Below are 17,038 nucleotides of genomic sequence, written 5' to 3'. Positions count from 1 at the left end.
GCCGGTAGCACATGCCGACGGCGATCTGGCGGTGGCGGGGCTGGACGGGCGCGGCCCCGTTCTGGCTGAACTCCCTCCTGCTGCTCCTGGCCCCTTTCACCGCCGTCACCCTCCTCGCGCAGCTGGGCCTCATCACCGCCCTCGCCGCTCTCGGAGGGCTGGCCCGCCACCTCTGGTTCGGTGACTACGGACACCCGGCCATCCACCTCGCCGCCGCGCTGATGGGCGCGGCGGCGGCGACCCTCGTGGTGGTCTGAGCCCCGGTCACGGCGCCCGGCCGGCGGGCGTACCCGCGTCCCGCACCACGCGATGTCTGCCGTGCGGGGGTGTCTTCGTCCCCCGGTCGGACCCTTCTGCGGGCACTTCGGGGAACGTCCCGGCGTGTCGGGGCACACCCCTCGCATGAGCGGGACACGACGCGTGCGGACGACACGGAGGGCATGGAGGGTGCTGACCCAGGCCCTGACCGTGGCCTGCGTCGTCCTGCTGTGCGTGTTCGGCGCCGGCCCGGCGGGCGCGACGGCCGCCGAGCCCCGTACGAGCTCCTCAGCGCCCGCGGAACCCACCGAGGGACAGTCCGATCCGGCCGCCGATCCCGAAGCACGGGCCGCCGTACGGCCCCCCGCGCGCGGGCTGCCGGGCGTACAGCGCAGGCCGCTGCCGGTGTTTCACGTGAAACATGCGGCCGGTCCGCCCTGCCGCCCGGCGTCCGGGCCGGCCGAACCGGCGCTGTCCCGGCGGGCGGTGCGCAGTGTGGTCCTGCGCTGCTGACGGGTCCGGCCCGACCACCGGTCAGGCACTCGCAGCGCGTACCCCCACACCCCCCGAGCACCGCGAGGTTCCGCCATGCCCATCGACCCCTACGCTGCCCTGAACGCCATGCTCCGCGCCGAGGCCGCCCGTTTCACCCCTCCGGTCCGCCAGGCCGAGCCCGCCGCGGACAGGACCCCGGCCACCGCCGAGTCGGATAGCGAACCGCAGCCCGCCGCCGAGCCGGCCGCGTAGCGGCTCCCCGCAGGGTGGAGAAGCGCCCGGCCGAAAGTGCGGCCGGGCGCCGATCCCGAACTCAGTCCTCGCGCGTGCTCAGTCCTCGCGCGTGTAATAGCGGTAGAAGGCGGCCGCGCCGACGCCGATGCCCACGAACAGGCCGACGGTGGTGGCGCGGAGCACGGACGAGTTGGTGAGGCTGTGCAGATAGCCCGCGGCGATGCCCGTGAAGACGCCGTACGCGGCGGCGTGCGCCTCCCGCTTCAGCCGGGGGCCGACGCGGTTGAGCGCGAACATGCAGGCGGCGAAGAGCGCGCCGCACAGGATCCCGTAGAACACGTTCCCCGCGTCGACCGGGCCCATCTGACGCTGGATGAAGGCGGCCCAGACTCCGTAGACGAGTCCGGCGAGCAGGGCCCGCGTGAGGGCGTTCCTGACGGTGTGGTCGGTGTCCGCCGTCGAGCGGTAGTGGTGCCGCCGGGAGGCGGTGGGTGCCGCATGTGCCATGACGGGCTCCTCTCTCCCATCATCCAGGGCACACCCGGTGCCTGCGACCGGCAACTCGGCGAGCGGTGTCCGCGCTCTCGCCCGCACGGGCGAATCGGCGCACCCGCCCGCAGCAACGCCGCTCGCGCCCGGCCGCGCGGGCGCTTTCCCTGGTGACGTGCGCACCATCCTGTCGGCGGTACTCATCGTGCTCGTGGCCCTCCTGGTGCCCGCGAGCGCCGTCGCGTACTGGGCCGACCGCGAGCTGGGTGACGCCGACCGCTACACCGCCGCCATGTCCCCGCTCGCCGCGGACCCGGCCGTCCAGGGCGTGGTCGTCACCCAGGTCACCCGGGCCCTCGCCGGGCAGATCGACGCGGGCCCCTTCCAGGGCGGGGTCGAAGCCCTCCTCGGCGAGGCCATGCGCTCCTTCACCGGCACCCCCGCCTACCGGACCGCTTGGGACGCGGCCAACCGCGCCGCCCACGCCGCCTTCCTCGAGGCGCTCACCACCGGCCACGGCGACGCCGTCACCATCGACCTCGCGCCCGTGATCGCCCAGGTCAAGGGCGATCTCGTCGCCGACGGCGTGCCCTTCGCCGACCGCATCCCGGAGACCCACGTCTCCGTGAAGGTGATGGAGTACGACGGACTCGGCGCGCTCCGGAAGGGCTTCCGCATGCTCCAGGTCGCCGGCATCTGGCTCCCCCTGCTGACCCTCGCCCTGGCCGCCACGGCCGTCGCCGTCGCCGTCCACCGGCGGCGCGCCGTGGTGGCCACCGGGCTGGGGCTCGCCACCGGAGCCGTGCTCCTGTGGATCGCGGTGGCCCTGTGCCGCCGCCTCACCCTGGACGACCTGCCGGCCGACATCGACCGGGCGGCCGCCGGAGCGGTGTACGACGCCCTCACCGCGTTCCTGCGCACCACCGCCTGGGTGGTCCTCGCGGTCGGGCTCGTCGCCGCGCTGGCCGCCTGGCTGACCGGGCGGCTACGCCGCACCCCATAAGCTCGGAAGGTACCCAACGTAGGCAGAACGACGCAGAATAGCCCAGAAGAACCGATTCGCGAGCGGCGGCACGGAAACGGGAATGAGCACCGAACGCACCGAACAGATAGCGGCCGGGCGCTCCCGGCACCATCCGCTGGCCCCGCCCGCATGGCTGCTCAACGGACTGCGCCCGGCCACCGCCCCCATCCCCTGGGCCGCCGTGCTGCGCGCCGCCGTCGCACTCTCCGTGCCGCTCGCCGTCGGCTTCGCCCTGGACGAGCCCCAGTACGGCGCGCTCGTCGCGATGGGCGCCCTCTCCGGAGTCATCGGCGACACCGCCGACGCCTACCGGATGCGGATCCTGAACATCGCGGTACCGCAGCTCTTCGGGGCCGTCGGCGTCGCACTGGGCACCCTGGTCTTCGGACACGGCTGGCTGGCCGTCGGCGTCCTCACCCTCGTCGCCCTGGTCTCCGGGATGATCTCCTCCATCGGCACGGTCGCCTCCGTGTCCGGGCTGCTGCTCCTGCTCAACGCCGTGATCGGCGCCGGGCTGCCGCTGCCGCGGCCCTGGTGGACCGCCCCCCTGCTGCTGAGCGCGGGCGGACTGTTCGTCCTCGCGCTGACCCTGCTGGGCTGGCCGCTGCGCGGCCGCCGGCCCGAGCGCACCGCCGTCGCCGCCACCTACCGGGCCCTGGCCGACTCCCTGGAGGCCGCCGGCGGACCCGGCGCGGCCTACGAGGAGCGCCGCCAGCAGGTCACCCAGTCCCTGAACCAGGCCTACGACCTGGTGCTGGGCAGACGGGCCCGGGTGCACGGGCGCAGCCCCTCGCTGGTGCGGATGCTGGCCCAGCTCAACGTGGTGATCCCGCTGGTGGAGGCCGCGCCCGCGGCGCACCTGCGCGGCCGACCGCTGCCGCCGGAGATCCCGGCCGCCGTGCGGGAACTGGCCGCGGCCGTCGAGGAGGGCCGCACCGGCACCCCCGTACTCGATTTGCCCGCGCCGCACACCCCGGCGGAGCGGGCCATGGACTCCGCCCTGCGGCACGCGGCGGCCGTGGTGCACCTCGCGGAACAGGACGCCTACTCCGCCGGCAACGTGGCCGACGTCGACGACAAGCTCGGCCGGCCCGCCGCCCTCGGGGTCCGGGCCCGCCGCGCGGTGCGCGACATGGTGCTCTCCGGGGCCTCCTGGCGGTACGGGCTGCGGCTCGCCGTGTGCATCGGGCTCGCGCAGTCGCTCGTCTCGCTGGTCGAGGTCGAGCGGTCCTACTGGGTCGCGCTGACCGTCACCTTCGTCCTCAAGCCCGACTTCGGCTCGGTGTTCTCCCGGGCCGTGCTGCGCGCCCTGGGCACCGCGGCCGGGCTGGTCCTCGCCGCGGCCGTGCTCGCCGAGGTGCCGCGCGGCTGGTGGGACGTGCCCGTGATCGCGGTGCTCGGCGCGCTGATCCCGGCCTTCTCCGCCAAGGGGTACGCCTTCCAGACCGCCGCGATCACCCCCGTGATCCTGCTCCTCTCGGACCAGCTCAACCACCAGGGCTTCGACCTGATCCGGCCCCGGCTGCTGGACAGCCTGATCGGCTGCGCGATCGTGCTCGTCGCGGGCTACCTGCTGTGGCCCGAGAGCTGGCGCACCCGGATCGGGGACCGGCTCGCCGACACCGTGTACGACGCCGCCCGGTACCTGGAGCGGGCCTTCGCCCCCGTGGCGGACGAGGCCGCCCGCAGGGAGGCGCGCACCGTCCGCCTCCAGGCCAGGCGGCGGATCTACCGGGACCTGTCGGCCGTACGGAGCGAGTTCCAGCGGGCGCTGACGGAACCGCCGCCGACCGGGGCGCGGGCCGCCGCGTGGTGGCCGCTGGTGGTCGCCCTGGAGCGGATCGTCGACGCGACCACGGCGGCCCGGGTCCGGGTCAACCACGGGGCCGCGTCGCCCGCCGCGGCGGAGGTCGAGGCGCTCGCGCGGCAGCTGCGCGCCCTGGCCGAGGAGGTCCGCGGCACCCGCACGGCCGCGGCAAGGGCGGCGGCGCCGCCCGGAGCGGACGGGTCGGGCGTGCTGGCCCCGGTCCGCCAGGAGGTAGCGGCGGCCCGTGCGGTCGTCCATCCGGACGTCTGACCGGGGCGGGGGCCAGGGGTGGGGGCCCGGGGGATGGGGGGGCCTCCGGTTCACCCGGACGGACCTGTGCCCGGGCCGGTGGCCGCCCCCCGCGAGAGCATCGGTACATGCACCGCACCCCGGCCGTGATGCTCCTCGCCGCCGTCCTGGCGGCCTCGGCCGGATGCGCCGACGTGGAGGGGCTGCAGAGCGAGGGCGACCTCGGCACGGTGCACGCCCCCCGGACCCTGTGGAAGGACCTCCGCCCCGCCCCGCCCGAGCCGGGCGAGCAGCCCGGGGCCGCCGTGGTGCCGGGGCTCCCCGAAGCGGCGGGCCGGACCATGCGCGGCGTGGACGCGCTGGACGTCGTACGGGCCGACATCACCTCCGCCACCGCCCGGGACGGCGGGACCGGACGGCTCGTCGACCCCCGGGCGGTCCAGCGGCTCGCGCTGTGCACACAGGCTGTGGACGGAGGCCCCGACTGCCCGGTGCGCCCCAGCGTCCTGCACGACCTGACGGGCGACGGCCGGGAGGAGCTGATCACCGCCCTGGACATCGACGGGCGCCTCAGCGAACTGCGGGTCTACACCGTCCGCGAGGACGGGACCATCGCCCGGATCCTGTCCCGGCGCGCCGTACTGGAGGGCGTGGAGGTGGCCGCCGAGCACCTGGCGGTCCGCGAGCCCACCTCGAACCCGGAGTACGTCGCCGTCTCCGACTACGTGTGGGACCCCGACGCCGGGAGCATGAACCTGGAACAGCTCACGCTCGACGAGTGCCGGGCCCTCCCGGACACCCCCCTGAGCGGGGACCGGTCGCGATGCGCGCGCTGAGCAGCCTGCGCTGGAAGATCGCCCTGACCACCACGATGGTCTGCTGCATGGTCGCCGCCGTGCTCGGGATCCTGGTTCACAACGTGGTGTCCCGGCAGATCGTCGGCGAGGTCCGCAAGGAGGCGGCCGCGGACCTGGACCACGCCCTGGGCCACTACGAGTACGGCACCACGCACGGCGACGTGAACATCGCCCTGGACCCGCCCGACCTGCCGGAGCGGTTGCGCGAGCTCGTCGCCCGCGGGATGACCGGCAGCATGGTGGGCGATCACGCGGGCAAGCCCGTCATGTGGGCGGCCGGACCCGCCGACGACAAGGCCCTCGCCGTCTGGATCCCGTACGAGGACACCCGGGCCCGGCTGCGGCACATCGACACCGCGATCCTCGCCTCCTCGGCGCTCGCCGCCGGAGTGGTGGCGCTGGCGGGCCTCTTCCTGGCCAACCGGATCAGCCGGCGCCTCACGGCCACGGCCGCCGTGGCCCGCAGGATCAGCGCCGGGGACCTGGACGCGCGGGTGGACTTCCCCGCCGACGCGGCCGATGGGGCCGACGGAGCCGACGGGGACACAGCCGCGGGCGTGGGCGCGGACGGCCGGCGGGCGCGCCGGTCCCGGGACGAGGTACGGGACGTGGCGCAGGCACTCGACTCGATGGCCGGGTCGCTCCAGGAGCGGCTGGAGGCGGAGAAGCGCTTCACCGCGGACGTCGCGCACGAGCTGCGCACCCCGCTCACCGGCTCACTGGCCGCCGCGGCGCTGCTGCCGGAGGGCCGCCCCAAGGAGATGATCAACGACCGGCTCCAGGCCATGCACCTGCTCACCGAAGACCTGCTGGAGATCTCCCGGCTGGACTCGGGCGTGGAGCGCGCCGACCTGGCCCGCGTGGAGCTCGGCCGGGCGGTGGAACGGGCCGTCGCGGGAACCCGGGTGGCCGCTTCCGTACGGGTCGTCCGGGACGCGGTGGTCCTCACCGACCGGCGCCGTCTGGACCGGATCCTGACGAACCTGCTGGTCAACGCGGACAAGCACGGCGGGCCGCCGGTGGAGGTGACGGTGGAGGGGCCGGTGGTGGTGGTACGCGACCACGGGCCCGGCTACCCGCCCGAGCTGATCGAGCAGGGGCCCCAGCGGTTCCGCACCGGTGATCCCGGACGAGGGCGCGGCCACGGGCTGGGCCTGACGATCGTGGCCGGCCAGGCGGCGGTCCTGGAGATCTCCCTCGGCTTCGCCAACGCGCCCGACGGGGGCGCGGTGACCACGCTCCGGCTGCCCGTCGGGCGCCTGGCGGATGCGGAACCGCCGGGAGGCGACCGGTGAACGGCGGCGGGCCGCGCTCCGCGTGACACGAGGTGCACGCGGAACACGGCCCGCCGGACGGGTGAGTCCGGTCAGCGGGACCGGTCAGACACCGATGTTGCGGCCGTCCTTGCGCCAGACGGACACGACCGCCGGACGGACGATCTTGCCGGGGCCGTCGGGCCACACGGACTGCGGCTTCTCGACCGACGCGCCGTCGAGCTCGCCCGGGTGCTGCACGGCAACCAGGACGCGCTTGTCCTGGATGATCGGGCCGCAGGTCTCGGCGCCGCGCGGGACGGTCAGGAACTGCTTCAGCTCACCGCGGCGCTCACCGGCGGTCGCGACGCCGAACAGGCCGTCGTGGGAGCCGAGCTGGTTGCCGTCCGTGGAGATCCACAGGTTGCCGTGCGGGTCGAAGGCCACGTTGTCCGGGCAGGAGATCGGGCTGACCTTGTCCTTCGGGAAGCCCGCGAAGTAGGTCGCCGGGTCGTTCGGGTCACCGGCCACCAGGAACAGCCGCCAGGCGAAACCGTCGCCGGCCGGGTCGTCGAAGTTCTCGGCGAGCTCCAGGATCTGGCCGTGCTTGTTCAGGTTGCGCGGGTTGGCCTCGGTGGCGCCTTCCTTGCCCGGCTTGCCGCGGTCGGTGTTGTTGGTCAGCGCGACGTAGACGCGGCCGGTGCGCGGGGAGGGCTCGACGTCCTCCGGGCGGTCCATCTTCGTGGCGCCCACCTTGTCGGCGGCCTGGCGCGTGAAGACGTACACCTCCTCGGCGGTCATGCCCTCGACGTGCGAGACGTTGCCGGTGGCCAGCTTGATCCACACGCCGGAACCGTCGAACTCGCCGTCGTCGGGCAGCTTGCCCGAACCATCGAGGGCGGCCGCCGGGGAGTCACCGGTCAGCTTGGCGACGTACAGGGTGCCCTCGTCGAGCAGCGTGAGGTTGTGCTCCTTCGCCGCGCGCGAGTTGCCCTTCTTCATCTGCTTCGACGAGACGAACTTGTAGAAGTAGTCGAAGCGCTCGTCGTCGCCCATGTAGACGACCGGCCGGCCGTCCTCGGTCAGGCGGGGCTGAGCGGCCTCGTGCTTGAAGCGGCCGAGCGCGGTGCGCTTGCGGGGAACGGAGTTGACGTCGTACGGGTCCAGCTCGACGACCCAGCCGTGCCGGTGCGACTCGTTGGGCTCCTGGGCCACGTCGAAGCGCTTGTCGAACCGCTCCCACTTGCGCTCGGAGGCACCGGCGGTCACGCCGTAGCGCTTCAGGCGGGCGGCCCGGACGGGGTCGGTGACCTGGCCGGCGTTGGCGAAGTACTGGTTGAAGTTCTCCTCGCCGTGCAGGGTGGTGCCCCAGGGAGTGGTGCCGCCCGCGCAGTTGTTGAGGGTGCCGAGCACCTTGGTGCCGGTCGGGTCCACGGAGGTCTTCAGCAGGGCGCCGCCCGCGGCCGGGCCGGCCATCCTGAACTCGCTGGTGGCGGTCAGCCGGCGGTTGAGCTGGTGGCGGGAGACGGCCGTCAGCTTGCCGCTGCGGTGGTCCTCCTGGACGACGACCACGGACAGGCCGTGCGCGGCCCAGGCGATCTCGACCTGCTCGCGGGTCGGGTTCGCCGGGTCGTACGCCTTGAACATGAGCTGCTCGTCCGTGTACTCGTGGTTGGCCACGAGCAGCTGCTGGCGCTCGTAGTCGCCGCCGAGCGGGAGCAGGCTCAGGAAGTCGTTGTTGTAGCCGAACTGACCGGCCTGGGCGGCGGCGGTCTGCCTGTCGGGGTTGAAGCCCGGGGCGCCCTTGATGATCGGGTCGCCCCAGCGGATGACCACGTTCTGCTCGTGGCCCTCGGGGACGGTGACCTTGTCGTCGGTGTTCGGCGCGACCGGCTTGAAGCGCAGGCCGCGGGCCGCCTGGCCGGCGTCCTTGGCGCCGGCGGCCGCCGCCTCGGTGGCGTTGGCGGCCTGCCCGCCGCCGCCCGCGCCGAGGGTGACGGCGGTGCCCGCGGCCGTGACGACGGTGACGACGGCCGCCGAGCGCAGCATCGAGCGACGGGAGTAGGCGCGGGCTATGACGTCGCCCGCGTACTCGTTGTCGCTCGTGTTGGGCACCTCGTGGAAGCAGGCGTCGCCGCAACGGTAGCGACAGGTGAGGGCGGAACGGCCGCCCCCATGCGGGTTGCCGATGAGCGGCAGGAGCTTGCGCACGAGTGTCCTCCGAGTAGCTGCGTGGGCGCCGACAACGTGTCGGAACGATCCAGCCGTGACGGTAGGCGCGGGTTGCGCCGAAGCGGCGGCGCGGGGATGAACGGTCGGTGAACCCGGCACGTCGGAGCGACAGTTCGGGGCAGGGTGCGGGATGGGTGTGAGGGTGGCCGGGGGCCGGACACCACGAAAGGTGCCCCTGCCGAAGATCCAGCCAGGCGGCCGATAACCTTACGTGTCCACTCTGGGCAGGGATCATCCGCGCAGCACGGACAAATGACGCACGCACTCATGCGAAAGGCCTGGCCCATGGGTATTCGGAGCTTGTTGCGCAAGGTGTTCGGACGGTCTGCGGAACCCGTTCCGGAGACTTCGGACGCCCCTTCCGCGGGCCTGCCGAGCCAGGCGGAACGCACCCCGCTGGACGCGGCTGCGGAACTGGTGGCTGCCTCCTTCGACAACCCGACGGTTCCGCCGCAGTCGGCGCCGCGGGACCGCGAGCCGGGGACGGTCCTCACCGCCCCCGCTCCGGCCACGACCCCGGACCCGACGGTCCCGGAGGCCCGCCGGGCGCCCACGCCTGCGGCGCAGCCGGACCCGTCGCCGGTGGCGGAGCCCGTGACCGAGGCCGCGCCGGTGGCCGCCGAGGCCCCGGTGGCCGAGGCGGAGCCGGTGGCCGAGGCCGAGGCCGTCGCCGCAGAGGTCGCCGAACCCCAGCCGGTGGCCGCCGAGACCGTCGCCGAGCCGGTGGTCGAGGCCGAGGCCGTCGCCGCCGAGGTCGCCGAACCCCAGCCGGTGGCCGCCGAGGCCGTCGCCGAGCCGGTGGTCGAGGCCGTCGAGGCCGAGGCCGAGGCCGAGCATGCCGAGGCCGTGGCCGTCGAGGTCGTGGCCGAGCCCGTGGTGGAGCCCCTGGCCGAGGCAGAGGTCGTGGCCGCCGAAGCGGAGCCCGTCGCTGAGGTGGAGCCCGTCGCCGTCGAGGCCGAGCCCGTCGTGGAGCCCGTGGCCGAGGCAGCCGCCCCTGAGGCGGAGCCCGTTGCCGAGGTGGAGGCGGAGCCCGTGGCCGCCGAGGCCGAGGCCGAGGCCGAGAACGAGCCGGTCGCCGCCGAGGCAGAGGCCGAGCCCGTCGCCGCCGCCGAGGCAGAGGCAGAGGCCGAGCCCGTCGCCGCCGAGGCCGAGGGTGGGCCCGCGTACGCGCTCGCCGCCGTACGGCGGGAGGCGCCGGCGCTGGCCGGGGCGTACAAGGCCGCCGGGCAGGTGCTGCGGGGCAAGGGCAAGGCCGGGGCGCGGGCCAAGGTGTACCTCGTCCTGGACCGGTCGGGCTCGATGCGCGGGTTCTACAAGGACGGCAGCGCCCAGTACCTCGCCGACCACGCCCTGGCCCTGGCCGCGCACCTCGACGAGCAGGCGACCGTCCACACGGTGTTCTTCTCGACGGAGCTGGACGGCACCGCCGACCTGACCCTCGACGGCCACGACGGCGCCTGGGTCGAGGCCCGGCACGCCGAACTCGGCCGGATGGGGCGCACCAGCTACCACGTGGCCGTGGAAGCGGTCGTCGAGCGCTACCAGAAGGACGGCGGCGAGGGCCCGGCCCTGGTCGTCTTCCAGACCGACGGCGCCCCCGACAACCGCCAGCCCGCCAAGGCGGCCCTGGCCGAGGCGGCCGCCACCGCCCCGGGCGTCCACTGGCAGTTCGTCGCCTTCGGTGACCACGACGCCAAGGCCTTCGACTTCCTGCGCAAGCTGGACGCCGACAACGCCGGCTTCTTCCACGCCGGCCCCGCCCCGACCGAGCTGACCTCCGCCGCCCTCCTCAAGGGGATCCTGGAGCGCTTCTAGCCGCGAACCCGGTCCGGAAACGGACGAAGGGCCCGGGATCCAGTGGTGGATCCCGGGCCCTTCGTCGCTGTGAACCTAGCGCGCGGCGTCCGGGTGGACGGCCTCGGCGATCGGCTTGGCCTCCGCCGGCTTCGCCTCCACCGGCTTGCGCAGGGCGATGTTCAGCTCGCGCAGGCGGGTCTCCTCCAGCACCGTCGGCGCGCCCATCATCAGGTCCTGGGCGTTGCCGTTGAGCGGGAAGGCGATGGTCTCGCGGATGTTCGGCTCGTCGGCCAGCAGCATCACGATGCGGTCGACACCCGGTGCGATGCCGCCGTGCGGCGGGGCGCCGAGGCGGAACGCGCGCAGCATGCCCGCGAACTCGCGCTCGACGGTCTCGGCCTCGTAACCGGCGATCTCGAAGGCCTTGAGCATGACCTCGGGCTCGTGGTTGCGGATGGCGCCGGAGGACAGCTCGATGCCGTTGCAGACGATGTCGTACTGCCAGGCCAGGATGTCGAGCGGGTCCTTCTCCTCCAGGTCCTTCATGCCGCCCTGCGGCATGGAGAAGGGGTTGTGGGAGAAGTCGATCCGGCCGGTCTCCTCGTCCTTCTCGTACATCGGGAAGTCGACGATCCAGCAGAACCGGAAGACGTTCTCCTCGAACTGGCCCGCGCGCTTGGCGGCCTCGACGCGGACGCCCGACATGATCTTGGAGACCTCGTCGAACTCGCCCGCGCCGAAGAACACGGCGTGGCCGGGGGCCAGGCCCAGGCGCTCGGTGAGGACCTTGACGTTCTCCTCGGTGAGGAACTTGGCGATCGGACCGGTCAGGGCGCCGTCCTCGCCGACGCGGACCCAGGCCAGGCCCTTCGCGCCGAGCGAGATCGCGTACTCGCCGAGGCCGTCGAAGAACTTGCGCGGCTGCGCGGCGGTGTCCGGGACGGCCAGCGCGCGCACGTGCTTGCCGGCGAAGGCCTTGAACTCCGAGCCCTCGAACACGTCGGTGATGTCGACGAGTTCCAGCTTGGAACGCAGGTCGGGCTTGTCGTTGCCGTACTTGAGCATCGACTCGCGGAAGGGGATCCGCGGGAAGGGGGAGGTGACCTCGCGGCCGTTGCCGAACTCGGTGAAGAGCTCGGTCATCAGGCGCTCGATCGGCTGGAAGACGTCCTCCTGCTCGACGAAGGACATCTCCACGTCGAGCTGGTAGAACTCGCCCGGCGAGCGGTCGGCGCGGGCGTCCTCGTCGCGGAAGCAGGGCGCGATCTGGAAGTACCGGTCGAAGCCGGAGATCATCAGCAGCTGCTTGAACTGCTGCGGGGCCTGCGGCAGGGCGTAGAACTTGCCCGGGTTCAGGCGGGACGGGACCACGAAGTCACGGGCGCCCTCGGGGGAGGTCGCGGTGAGGATCGGGGTCGCCATCTCGTTGAAGCCGAGGGCCACCATCTTGGAGCGGATGGAGGCGATGACGGCGGACCGCAGCATGATGTTGCGGTGCATGCGCTCGCGGCGCAGGTCCAGGAAGCGGTACTCCAGGCGCCGCTCCTCGTTCACCCCGTCGTCGGTGTTGATCGTGAAGGGCAGCGGGGCGGCCGCGCCGAGCACCTCGACCTCGGCGGCCTCGATCTCGATCTCACCGGTCGGCAGCTCGGGGTTGATGTTCTCGGCACCGCGCGAGACGACCTTGCCGTCGACCCGGACCACGGTCTCCTTGGAGAGCTTGTCCAGGACCGCGGCGGCAGCGGTGCCGGGACGGGCCACGAGCTGCGTGATGCCGTAGTGGTCACGCAGATCGATGAAGAGGATGCCGCCCAGGTCTCGACGGTTGTGCAGCCAGCCGCTCAGCCGGACGTCGGCGTTGACGTCAGAGGCGCGGAGCTCGCCGCAGGTGTGGGACCTGTACCGATGCATCAGTCATCCAGTTCTTCGCGATACCAGGGTGGGATTCAACCCTCACAAGGTTACCGTCCGGGCGGGGGGCCGGTCGGGCACGCCCGGCGGGGGCCGGGCGAAGGCTCCCGGCGGGCCCGCTGGAGAGGCACGCCGGTGGGATGAGCTGTAAAGATGGCCAGGTGCGCACCGAGGACGTCCTGGCCGCCATCGCGACCGGCCTGTGGCGATGGGACAACGCCTCCGGGACGGTCACCCTCGACGGCGAGGCCGCCCGGCTGCTCGGGCTGCCCGCGGAGCCTGTGGTGCTGCCGGAGGTCGCCGTACGCTCCCGTTTCCACCCGGTGGACTGGAACGAGATCAACGGGATCGTCAACCTGGCCGTGGCCGAGGACACCCTCGCCGAGGCCCGGCTGCGGATCATGGACGAGGACGGACGGGTCCTGCGGACCGTACGCAGCCGCTCGAAGCCGCTGGAGAACCGGACCGCCGAAGGGCGCGTCGACTACGAGCTGATCGGCACGATCCAGGAGATCGCCGAGCCGCAGCCCGGGACCACGGCCGTGCACACCCCGATCACCGGCGACTGGCGGCGCTCCCGCGAGGCGTTCCTGCTGGACGCGGGCCGGGCCCTGGCGGAGGCCCGGTCCACGACCGAGGTGCTGCGGGTCGCGGCCTCCCTGTCCATGCCCGGCTTCAGCCCCGACGGGCTGGCCGTCTTCGGGGTCGCCGGGGACCGGCTGTCGATCATCGGGCACCACGGGCACGGCCCCGGGGACGAGGCGCCGTTCTCGGACATGCGGCTGGACACGGACTACCCGGCCACGGAGGTCGTCCGGACCGGCCGGGCGATCTACCTGCCCTCCCCGGAGGACTACAAACGGCGCTTCCCGGCCACCTGGCCGCTCGCCCAGCGCTTCGGGCGGGCGTCCTGGGCCTTCCTGCCCCTCATCGTGGCCGGGCGGACCATGGGCGCCTGGATGGCCGCCTTCAAGCACCCGGTGTCCTTCTCCCCCGACGAGCGGTCCGTCCTGACGACGGTGGCCCGGATGCTGGCCCAGGCCCTCCAGCGGGCCGGGGTGGCCGAATCCGAGCGGGAGCTCACCACCGGCCTGCAGCGCTCGATGATGCCGCAGCTCGGCCCGGAGATCCCTGGCATGACGATCGCCGCCCGGTACGTCCCGACGGGCGGCGGCCTCCAGGTCGGCGGCGACTGGTACGACATGATCCCGCTGCCCTCCGGCCGGTTCGCCCTGGTCATCGGGGACGTGCAGGGGCACGACGTGCGGGCGGCGGGGCTGATGGGTCAGCTGCGGATCGCGGTGCGCGCGTACGCCTCGGAGGGCCACCGCCCCGACGCGGTGCTCTCCCGCGCCTCCCGCTTCCTCGCCGGACTGTGCGCCTCGCAGGAGAGCGACGCGTACGGGGGCCGGAGCGCGGGCCCGGACGCGTACGGGGGCGAGGGCGCGGGCCCGGACGCCGACGCGGACTTCCTGAGCCCGCGCTTCGCGACCTGCCTGTACGTGGAGTGCGATCCGCAGACGGGGGTCCTGGAGGTGGCCCGCGCCGGCCATCCCGACCCCGCGGTGCGGATGACGGACGGGACCGTCCTGATGCGCCCCACCTCCGGCGGGCTCCCCCTCGGGATCGTCCCGGACACCGACTACCCCACGACCCGGTTCACCCTGGAACCCGGCGAGACGATGATGCTGTGCACCGACGGGCTCATCGAGACCGGCGGGCACGACCTCGACACCGGCTGGGCCCGGCTGCGGGCGATCCTGGAGGCCGAGACCCCCGGCTCGGTGAGCCCGGTGCCCGGCCACGGCGAGCCGGGGCACGCCGAATCCACGCTCCCCGAGGCCGGCCACCTGGAGAAACTGGCCGACCTGCTGGTCCAGGCCGTGCACGGGCCCTCCTCGCACCACACCACCGGCCCGCTCGCCGACCGGCGCGAGGACGACATAGCGGTGGTCCTGCTGTGGCGCGAGAGCAAGGACTGCGGCTGCGGCGTCCCGCAGCGCCCGTCCCGGCCGGCCCGCCGCACCATGCTGACCGTGGCCCAGGCGGAGCCGGAACGGATCTCGGGCGCCCGGCAGCAGATCCGCGAGCTGCTGCACGACTGGGCGGACGCCGAGCAGGTGGACTCGGCGGTGCTCATGGTCTCCGAGATGGTGACGAACGTGCTGATGCACACGGACGGCGACGCGCTGCTGGTGGCCGAGGCCGTGGGCGAGCTGGGTGAGCGGCGGCTGCGCATCGAGGTGGCCGACGCGAGCGACGAGCTCCCGCACAAGCGGCAGCCGGGCGAGATGGCCTCCAGCGGCCGCGGCGTCCTGCTGATGGAGATGCTCGCCGACACCTGGGGCGTCGATCCGCGCGGTGAGGGCAAGTCCATCTGGTTCGAGCTCGCCGAGCAGTCGAAACCGGATCCCGACCCGCTGGACTGAGCCCCCGGACGGCGGCGGCAACCGTGCTTGGATACAGCCGTGCCGACTCCGCTGCTGCCCGAGCCCGTGCGGCGACTCGCCGCCTGGTGCGCCGTCGCCCTCCTCCTCGCCGCCGTGCTGGCCGTCGTCGTGTGGCTGTGCGGCGTGTTCCGGACGGTCGTCACGCCCGTACTGCTCGCCGTGCTCGGCACGGCGCTGCTCGGGCCGCTGCACCGGCGGCTGGTGCGCATGAAGGTCAACCGCTCGCTGGCCGCGGCCCTCACCTGCCTCGCCGTGGTCGCGGTCGTCGGCGGGGCCTCGTACATCGTCGTCCTCGCGCTCATCGAGACCGGCGACCAGATCGTCGACGCCCTGCGGCGGGCCGGCCAGAGCCTCGCGGAGCACTTCGGGGCGCTGGGCACCTCGTTGGAGGACGTCGCGAAGAACTCCAAGGACCTGCTCGCCAAGTTCGGCGGCACGGCCGCCTCGGGGGTGGTCGCAGGGCTCAGCGTGGTGGGGACGGTTCTCGCGACGGCACTGCTGGCGCTCGTGCTGATCTTCTTCTTCCTGCGCGACTCCCACCGGGCCGTGGGCACGCTGCGCGCGCTCGTCCCGAGCCGCTCGGGCGACCTGATGGAGGCCATGGGACGGCGCGCCTTCGAGGCCGTCGAGGGCTTCATGCGCGGGACCACCTTCGTGGCCCTGGTGGACGCCGTGCTGATCGGCGCCGGTCTGCTGGTGCTCGACGTGCCGGGCGCGCTGGGGCTGGCCGCCCTGGTGTTCGTGACCGCGTACATCCCCTACCTGGGCGCCTTCCTCTCCGGCGCCGTGGCGGTCCTCGTCGCCCTCGCCGACCGGGGCTGGGCCATCGGGCTGTGGACGCTCGGCGTGGTGCTGCTGGTCCAGATGATCGAGGGGTACGTGCTCCAGCCGATGGTGCAGAGCCGCACCGTGCAGATGCACCCGGCCGTGGTCATGCTGGCCATCACGGCCGGGGCGAGCGTCGCCGGGATCCTCGGCATGCTGCTGGCGGTGCCGCTGACCGCGGCCGCCTTCGGGGTGGTCTCGGAACTCCGGGCCCGGTACGCCGTCCCGGTGACCGGTCCTCTCGATACGTAACAGCAGGTGGGGCCCGCGATCTGACACCCCGTCGGTTCCTGCAATACCATGTGAGCTGTCTCATGTGCCGAGACTTTGCTCTCCCGTTACCCGATGCTTACGATCGTATTTCGAACAGTCCATCGGGGGAGAGTGACTGCTTTGCACACCATGGAGTCCCGTCGTGCGTCCATCGCCGTCCGCGTGCCTGACCAGCACACGGAACTGGCGGACCTGGACGCCCACACCGCGGGCACCTGCGACTGCGCACTGCTGCGCGGCGCCGTCAACGATCCACGGGGGATCGAGACACTGACCGGGCGTGAGCGACAAGTGCTCACACTGCTCGGCCACGGCATGCCCAACCGGCTCATCGCCCGCCGGCTGGGCATCGTCGAGCGGACCGCGAAGGCCCATGTGGCCAGCATCGTGGAGAAGCTCGGCGTCAGCTCCCGGCTCGAAGCCGCGCTGATGGCCCATCTGCACCATCCGCTCATCTGCACCGGGGACATTGTCCCAAGGGACACCTCACCAAGGGCCAATATCCGTACCACAGCCCACGGTTGTTGACTGGGACACGTCCGCCGGAACCAGAGGCGGACGTTTCCAAAGATCTGGAGAGCACAATGCAGAAGATCGAGAACGTCAACATCATGGAGCTCGTCGGTGGCTTCGAGGCCTACGCCGACGCGGCCGAGCTGAACTTCGAGGCGTCGGCCGACGCCCCGGCGATCACGCCGACCCTCACCACCATCGCCTACACCAAGGTGAGCGTCGCCGCCGGCACCGCTTCCTGGAAGTACGGCTGCTGATCCAGCAGTAGCGGCGGCCGGTAACGGCTGAACCGAGCGGTCCTGGGCGCGGGCAAGGCGCCCAGGACCGCCACAGCCCCGTGCTCCGGGTCCGTGACCCGGGCGGGGCACCAC

General features: G+C 73.2%; 15 protein-coding genes. 12 read left to right on the top strand and 3 right to left on the bottom strand.

Annotated features, from left to right (window positions below):
* The first annotated feature begins 11 nt into the window (after positions 1 to 11).
* The 3 genes from AB0D94_RS01770 (at position 12) to AB0D94_RS01760 (ending at position 1,005) form a co-directional block, all read left to right on the top strand.
* Positions 12 to 257: a hypothetical protein gene (locus AB0D94_RS01770; RefSeq protein WP_362044193.1), complete on the top strand. Its 246-nt coding sequence runs from the start codon at positions 12 to 14 to the stop codon at positions 255 to 257.
* 190 nt (positions 258 to 447) lie between these two features.
* A complete protein-coding gene (locus tag AB0D94_RS01765; protein WP_362044191.1) occupies positions 448 to 771 on the top strand; it encodes a hypothetical protein in 324 nt (107 codons plus the stop codon).
* Positions 772 to 846: 75 nt separating this feature from the next.
* Positions 847 to 1,005: a hypothetical protein gene (locus AB0D94_RS01760; protein WP_362044189.1), complete on the top strand. Its 159-nt coding sequence runs from the start codon at positions 847 to 849 to the stop codon at positions 1,003 to 1,005.
* Between the two features lie 78 nt (positions 1,006 to 1,083).
* Here AB0D94_RS01760 and AB0D94_RS01755 read toward each other — a convergent pair whose 3' ends face one another.
* Complete coding sequence (locus tag AB0D94_RS01755; protein WP_362044187.1) at positions 1,084 to 1,494, bottom strand: hypothetical protein; 411 nt, start codon at positions 1,492 to 1,494, stop codon at positions 1,084 to 1,086.
* A 157-nt stretch (positions 1,495 to 1,651) separates the two neighbouring features.
* Here AB0D94_RS01755 and AB0D94_RS01750 point away from each other — a divergent pair, with 157 nt between their 5' ends.
* The 4 genes from AB0D94_RS01750 (at position 1,652) to AB0D94_RS01735 (ending at position 6,708) form a co-directional block, all read left to right on the top strand.
* Positions 1,652 to 2,479 carry a hypothetical protein gene (locus AB0D94_RS01750; protein ID WP_362044185.1) on the top strand — a complete coding sequence of 276 codons (828 nt, stop codon included), beginning with the start codon at positions 1,652 to 1,654 and terminating at the stop codon, positions 2,477 to 2,479.
* 82 nt (positions 2,480 to 2,561) lie between these two features.
* Positions 2,562 to 4,577, top strand: coding sequence for an FUSC family protein (locus AB0D94_RS01745; protein WP_362044183.1), 2,016 nt, complete (start codon positions 2,562 to 2,564; stop codon positions 4,575 to 4,577).
* A gap of 107 nt (positions 4,578 to 4,684) precedes the next feature.
* Complete coding sequence (locus tag AB0D94_RS01740) at positions 4,685 to 5,392, top strand: hypothetical protein (protein WP_362044181.1); 708 nt, start codon at positions 4,685 to 4,687, stop codon at positions 5,390 to 5,392.
* Positions 5,380 to 6,708: an ATP-binding protein gene (locus AB0D94_RS01735; protein WP_362044179.1), complete on the top strand. Its 1,329-nt coding sequence runs from the start codon at positions 5,380 to 5,382 to the stop codon at positions 6,706 to 6,708. Before AB0D94_RS01740 ends, AB0D94_RS01735 begins: the two co-directional genes overlap by 13 nt.
* An 84-nt stretch (positions 6,709 to 6,792) precedes the next feature.
* Here the strand turns inward: AB0D94_RS01735 and AB0D94_RS01730 are convergent, their stop codons facing one another.
* Positions 6,793 to 8,877: a PhoX family phosphatase gene (locus tag AB0D94_RS01730; protein WP_362044177.1), complete on the bottom strand. Its 2,085-nt coding sequence runs from the start codon at positions 8,875 to 8,877 to the stop codon at positions 6,793 to 6,795.
* 306 nt (positions 8,878 to 9,183) lie between these two features.
* Here AB0D94_RS01730 and AB0D94_RS01725 point away from each other — a divergent pair, with 306 nt between their 5' ends.
* Positions 9,184 to 10,713: a VWA domain-containing protein gene (locus AB0D94_RS01725; protein ID WP_362044175.1), complete on the top strand. Its 1,530-nt coding sequence runs from the start codon at positions 9,184 to 9,186 to the stop codon at positions 10,711 to 10,713.
* A 75-nt stretch (positions 10,714 to 10,788) separates the two neighbouring features.
* Here the strand turns inward: AB0D94_RS01725 and aspS are convergent, their stop codons facing one another.
* On the bottom strand, positions 10,789 to 12,606 hold the full coding sequence (aspS, locus tag AB0D94_RS01720; RefSeq protein ID WP_362044173.1) for an aspartate--tRNA ligase: 1,818 nt from the start codon (positions 12,604 to 12,606) through the stop codon (positions 10,789 to 10,791).
* A gap of 161 nt (positions 12,607 to 12,767) precedes the next feature.
* On the opposite strand from aspS, the gene AB0D94_RS01715 reads away from it, so the two are divergent.
* From AB0D94_RS01715 to AB0D94_RS01700, 4 genes are all read left to right on the top strand, one after another.
* Entirely contained in the window at positions 12,768 to 15,035 is a 2,268-nt protein-coding gene (locus tag AB0D94_RS01715) for a SpoIIE family protein phosphatase (protein ID WP_362044439.1), read from the top strand.
* Between the two features lie 39 nt (positions 15,036 to 15,074).
* Complete coding sequence (locus AB0D94_RS01710) at positions 15,075 to 16,133, top strand: AI-2E family transporter (RefSeq protein ID WP_362044172.1); 1,059 nt, start codon at positions 15,075 to 15,077, stop codon at positions 16,131 to 16,133.
* Between the two features lie 183 nt (positions 16,134 to 16,316).
* Positions 16,317 to 16,682: a helix-turn-helix transcriptional regulator gene (locus AB0D94_RS01705; RefSeq protein ID WP_362044170.1), complete on the top strand. Its 366-nt coding sequence runs from the start codon at positions 16,317 to 16,319 to the stop codon at positions 16,680 to 16,682.
* A 56-nt stretch (positions 16,683 to 16,738) separates the two neighbouring features.
* Positions 16,739 to 16,924 (top strand): LxmA leader domain family RiPP, encoded by a 186-nt coding sequence (locus tag AB0D94_RS01700; RefSeq protein WP_360633443.1) that lies wholly within the window; start codon positions 16,739 to 16,741, stop codon positions 16,922 to 16,924.
* The last annotated feature ends 114 nt before the right edge of the window (positions 16,925 to 17,038 follow it).

The sequence above is a fragment of the Streptomyces sp. NPDC048255 genome (assembly GCF_040652415.1).
GTDB lineage: Bacteria > Actinomycetota > Actinomycetes > Streptomycetales > Streptomycetaceae > Streptomyces.
Note: the sequence above shows the minus strand (reverse complement) of the source record. Positions and strands in the feature narration are given on the sequence as shown.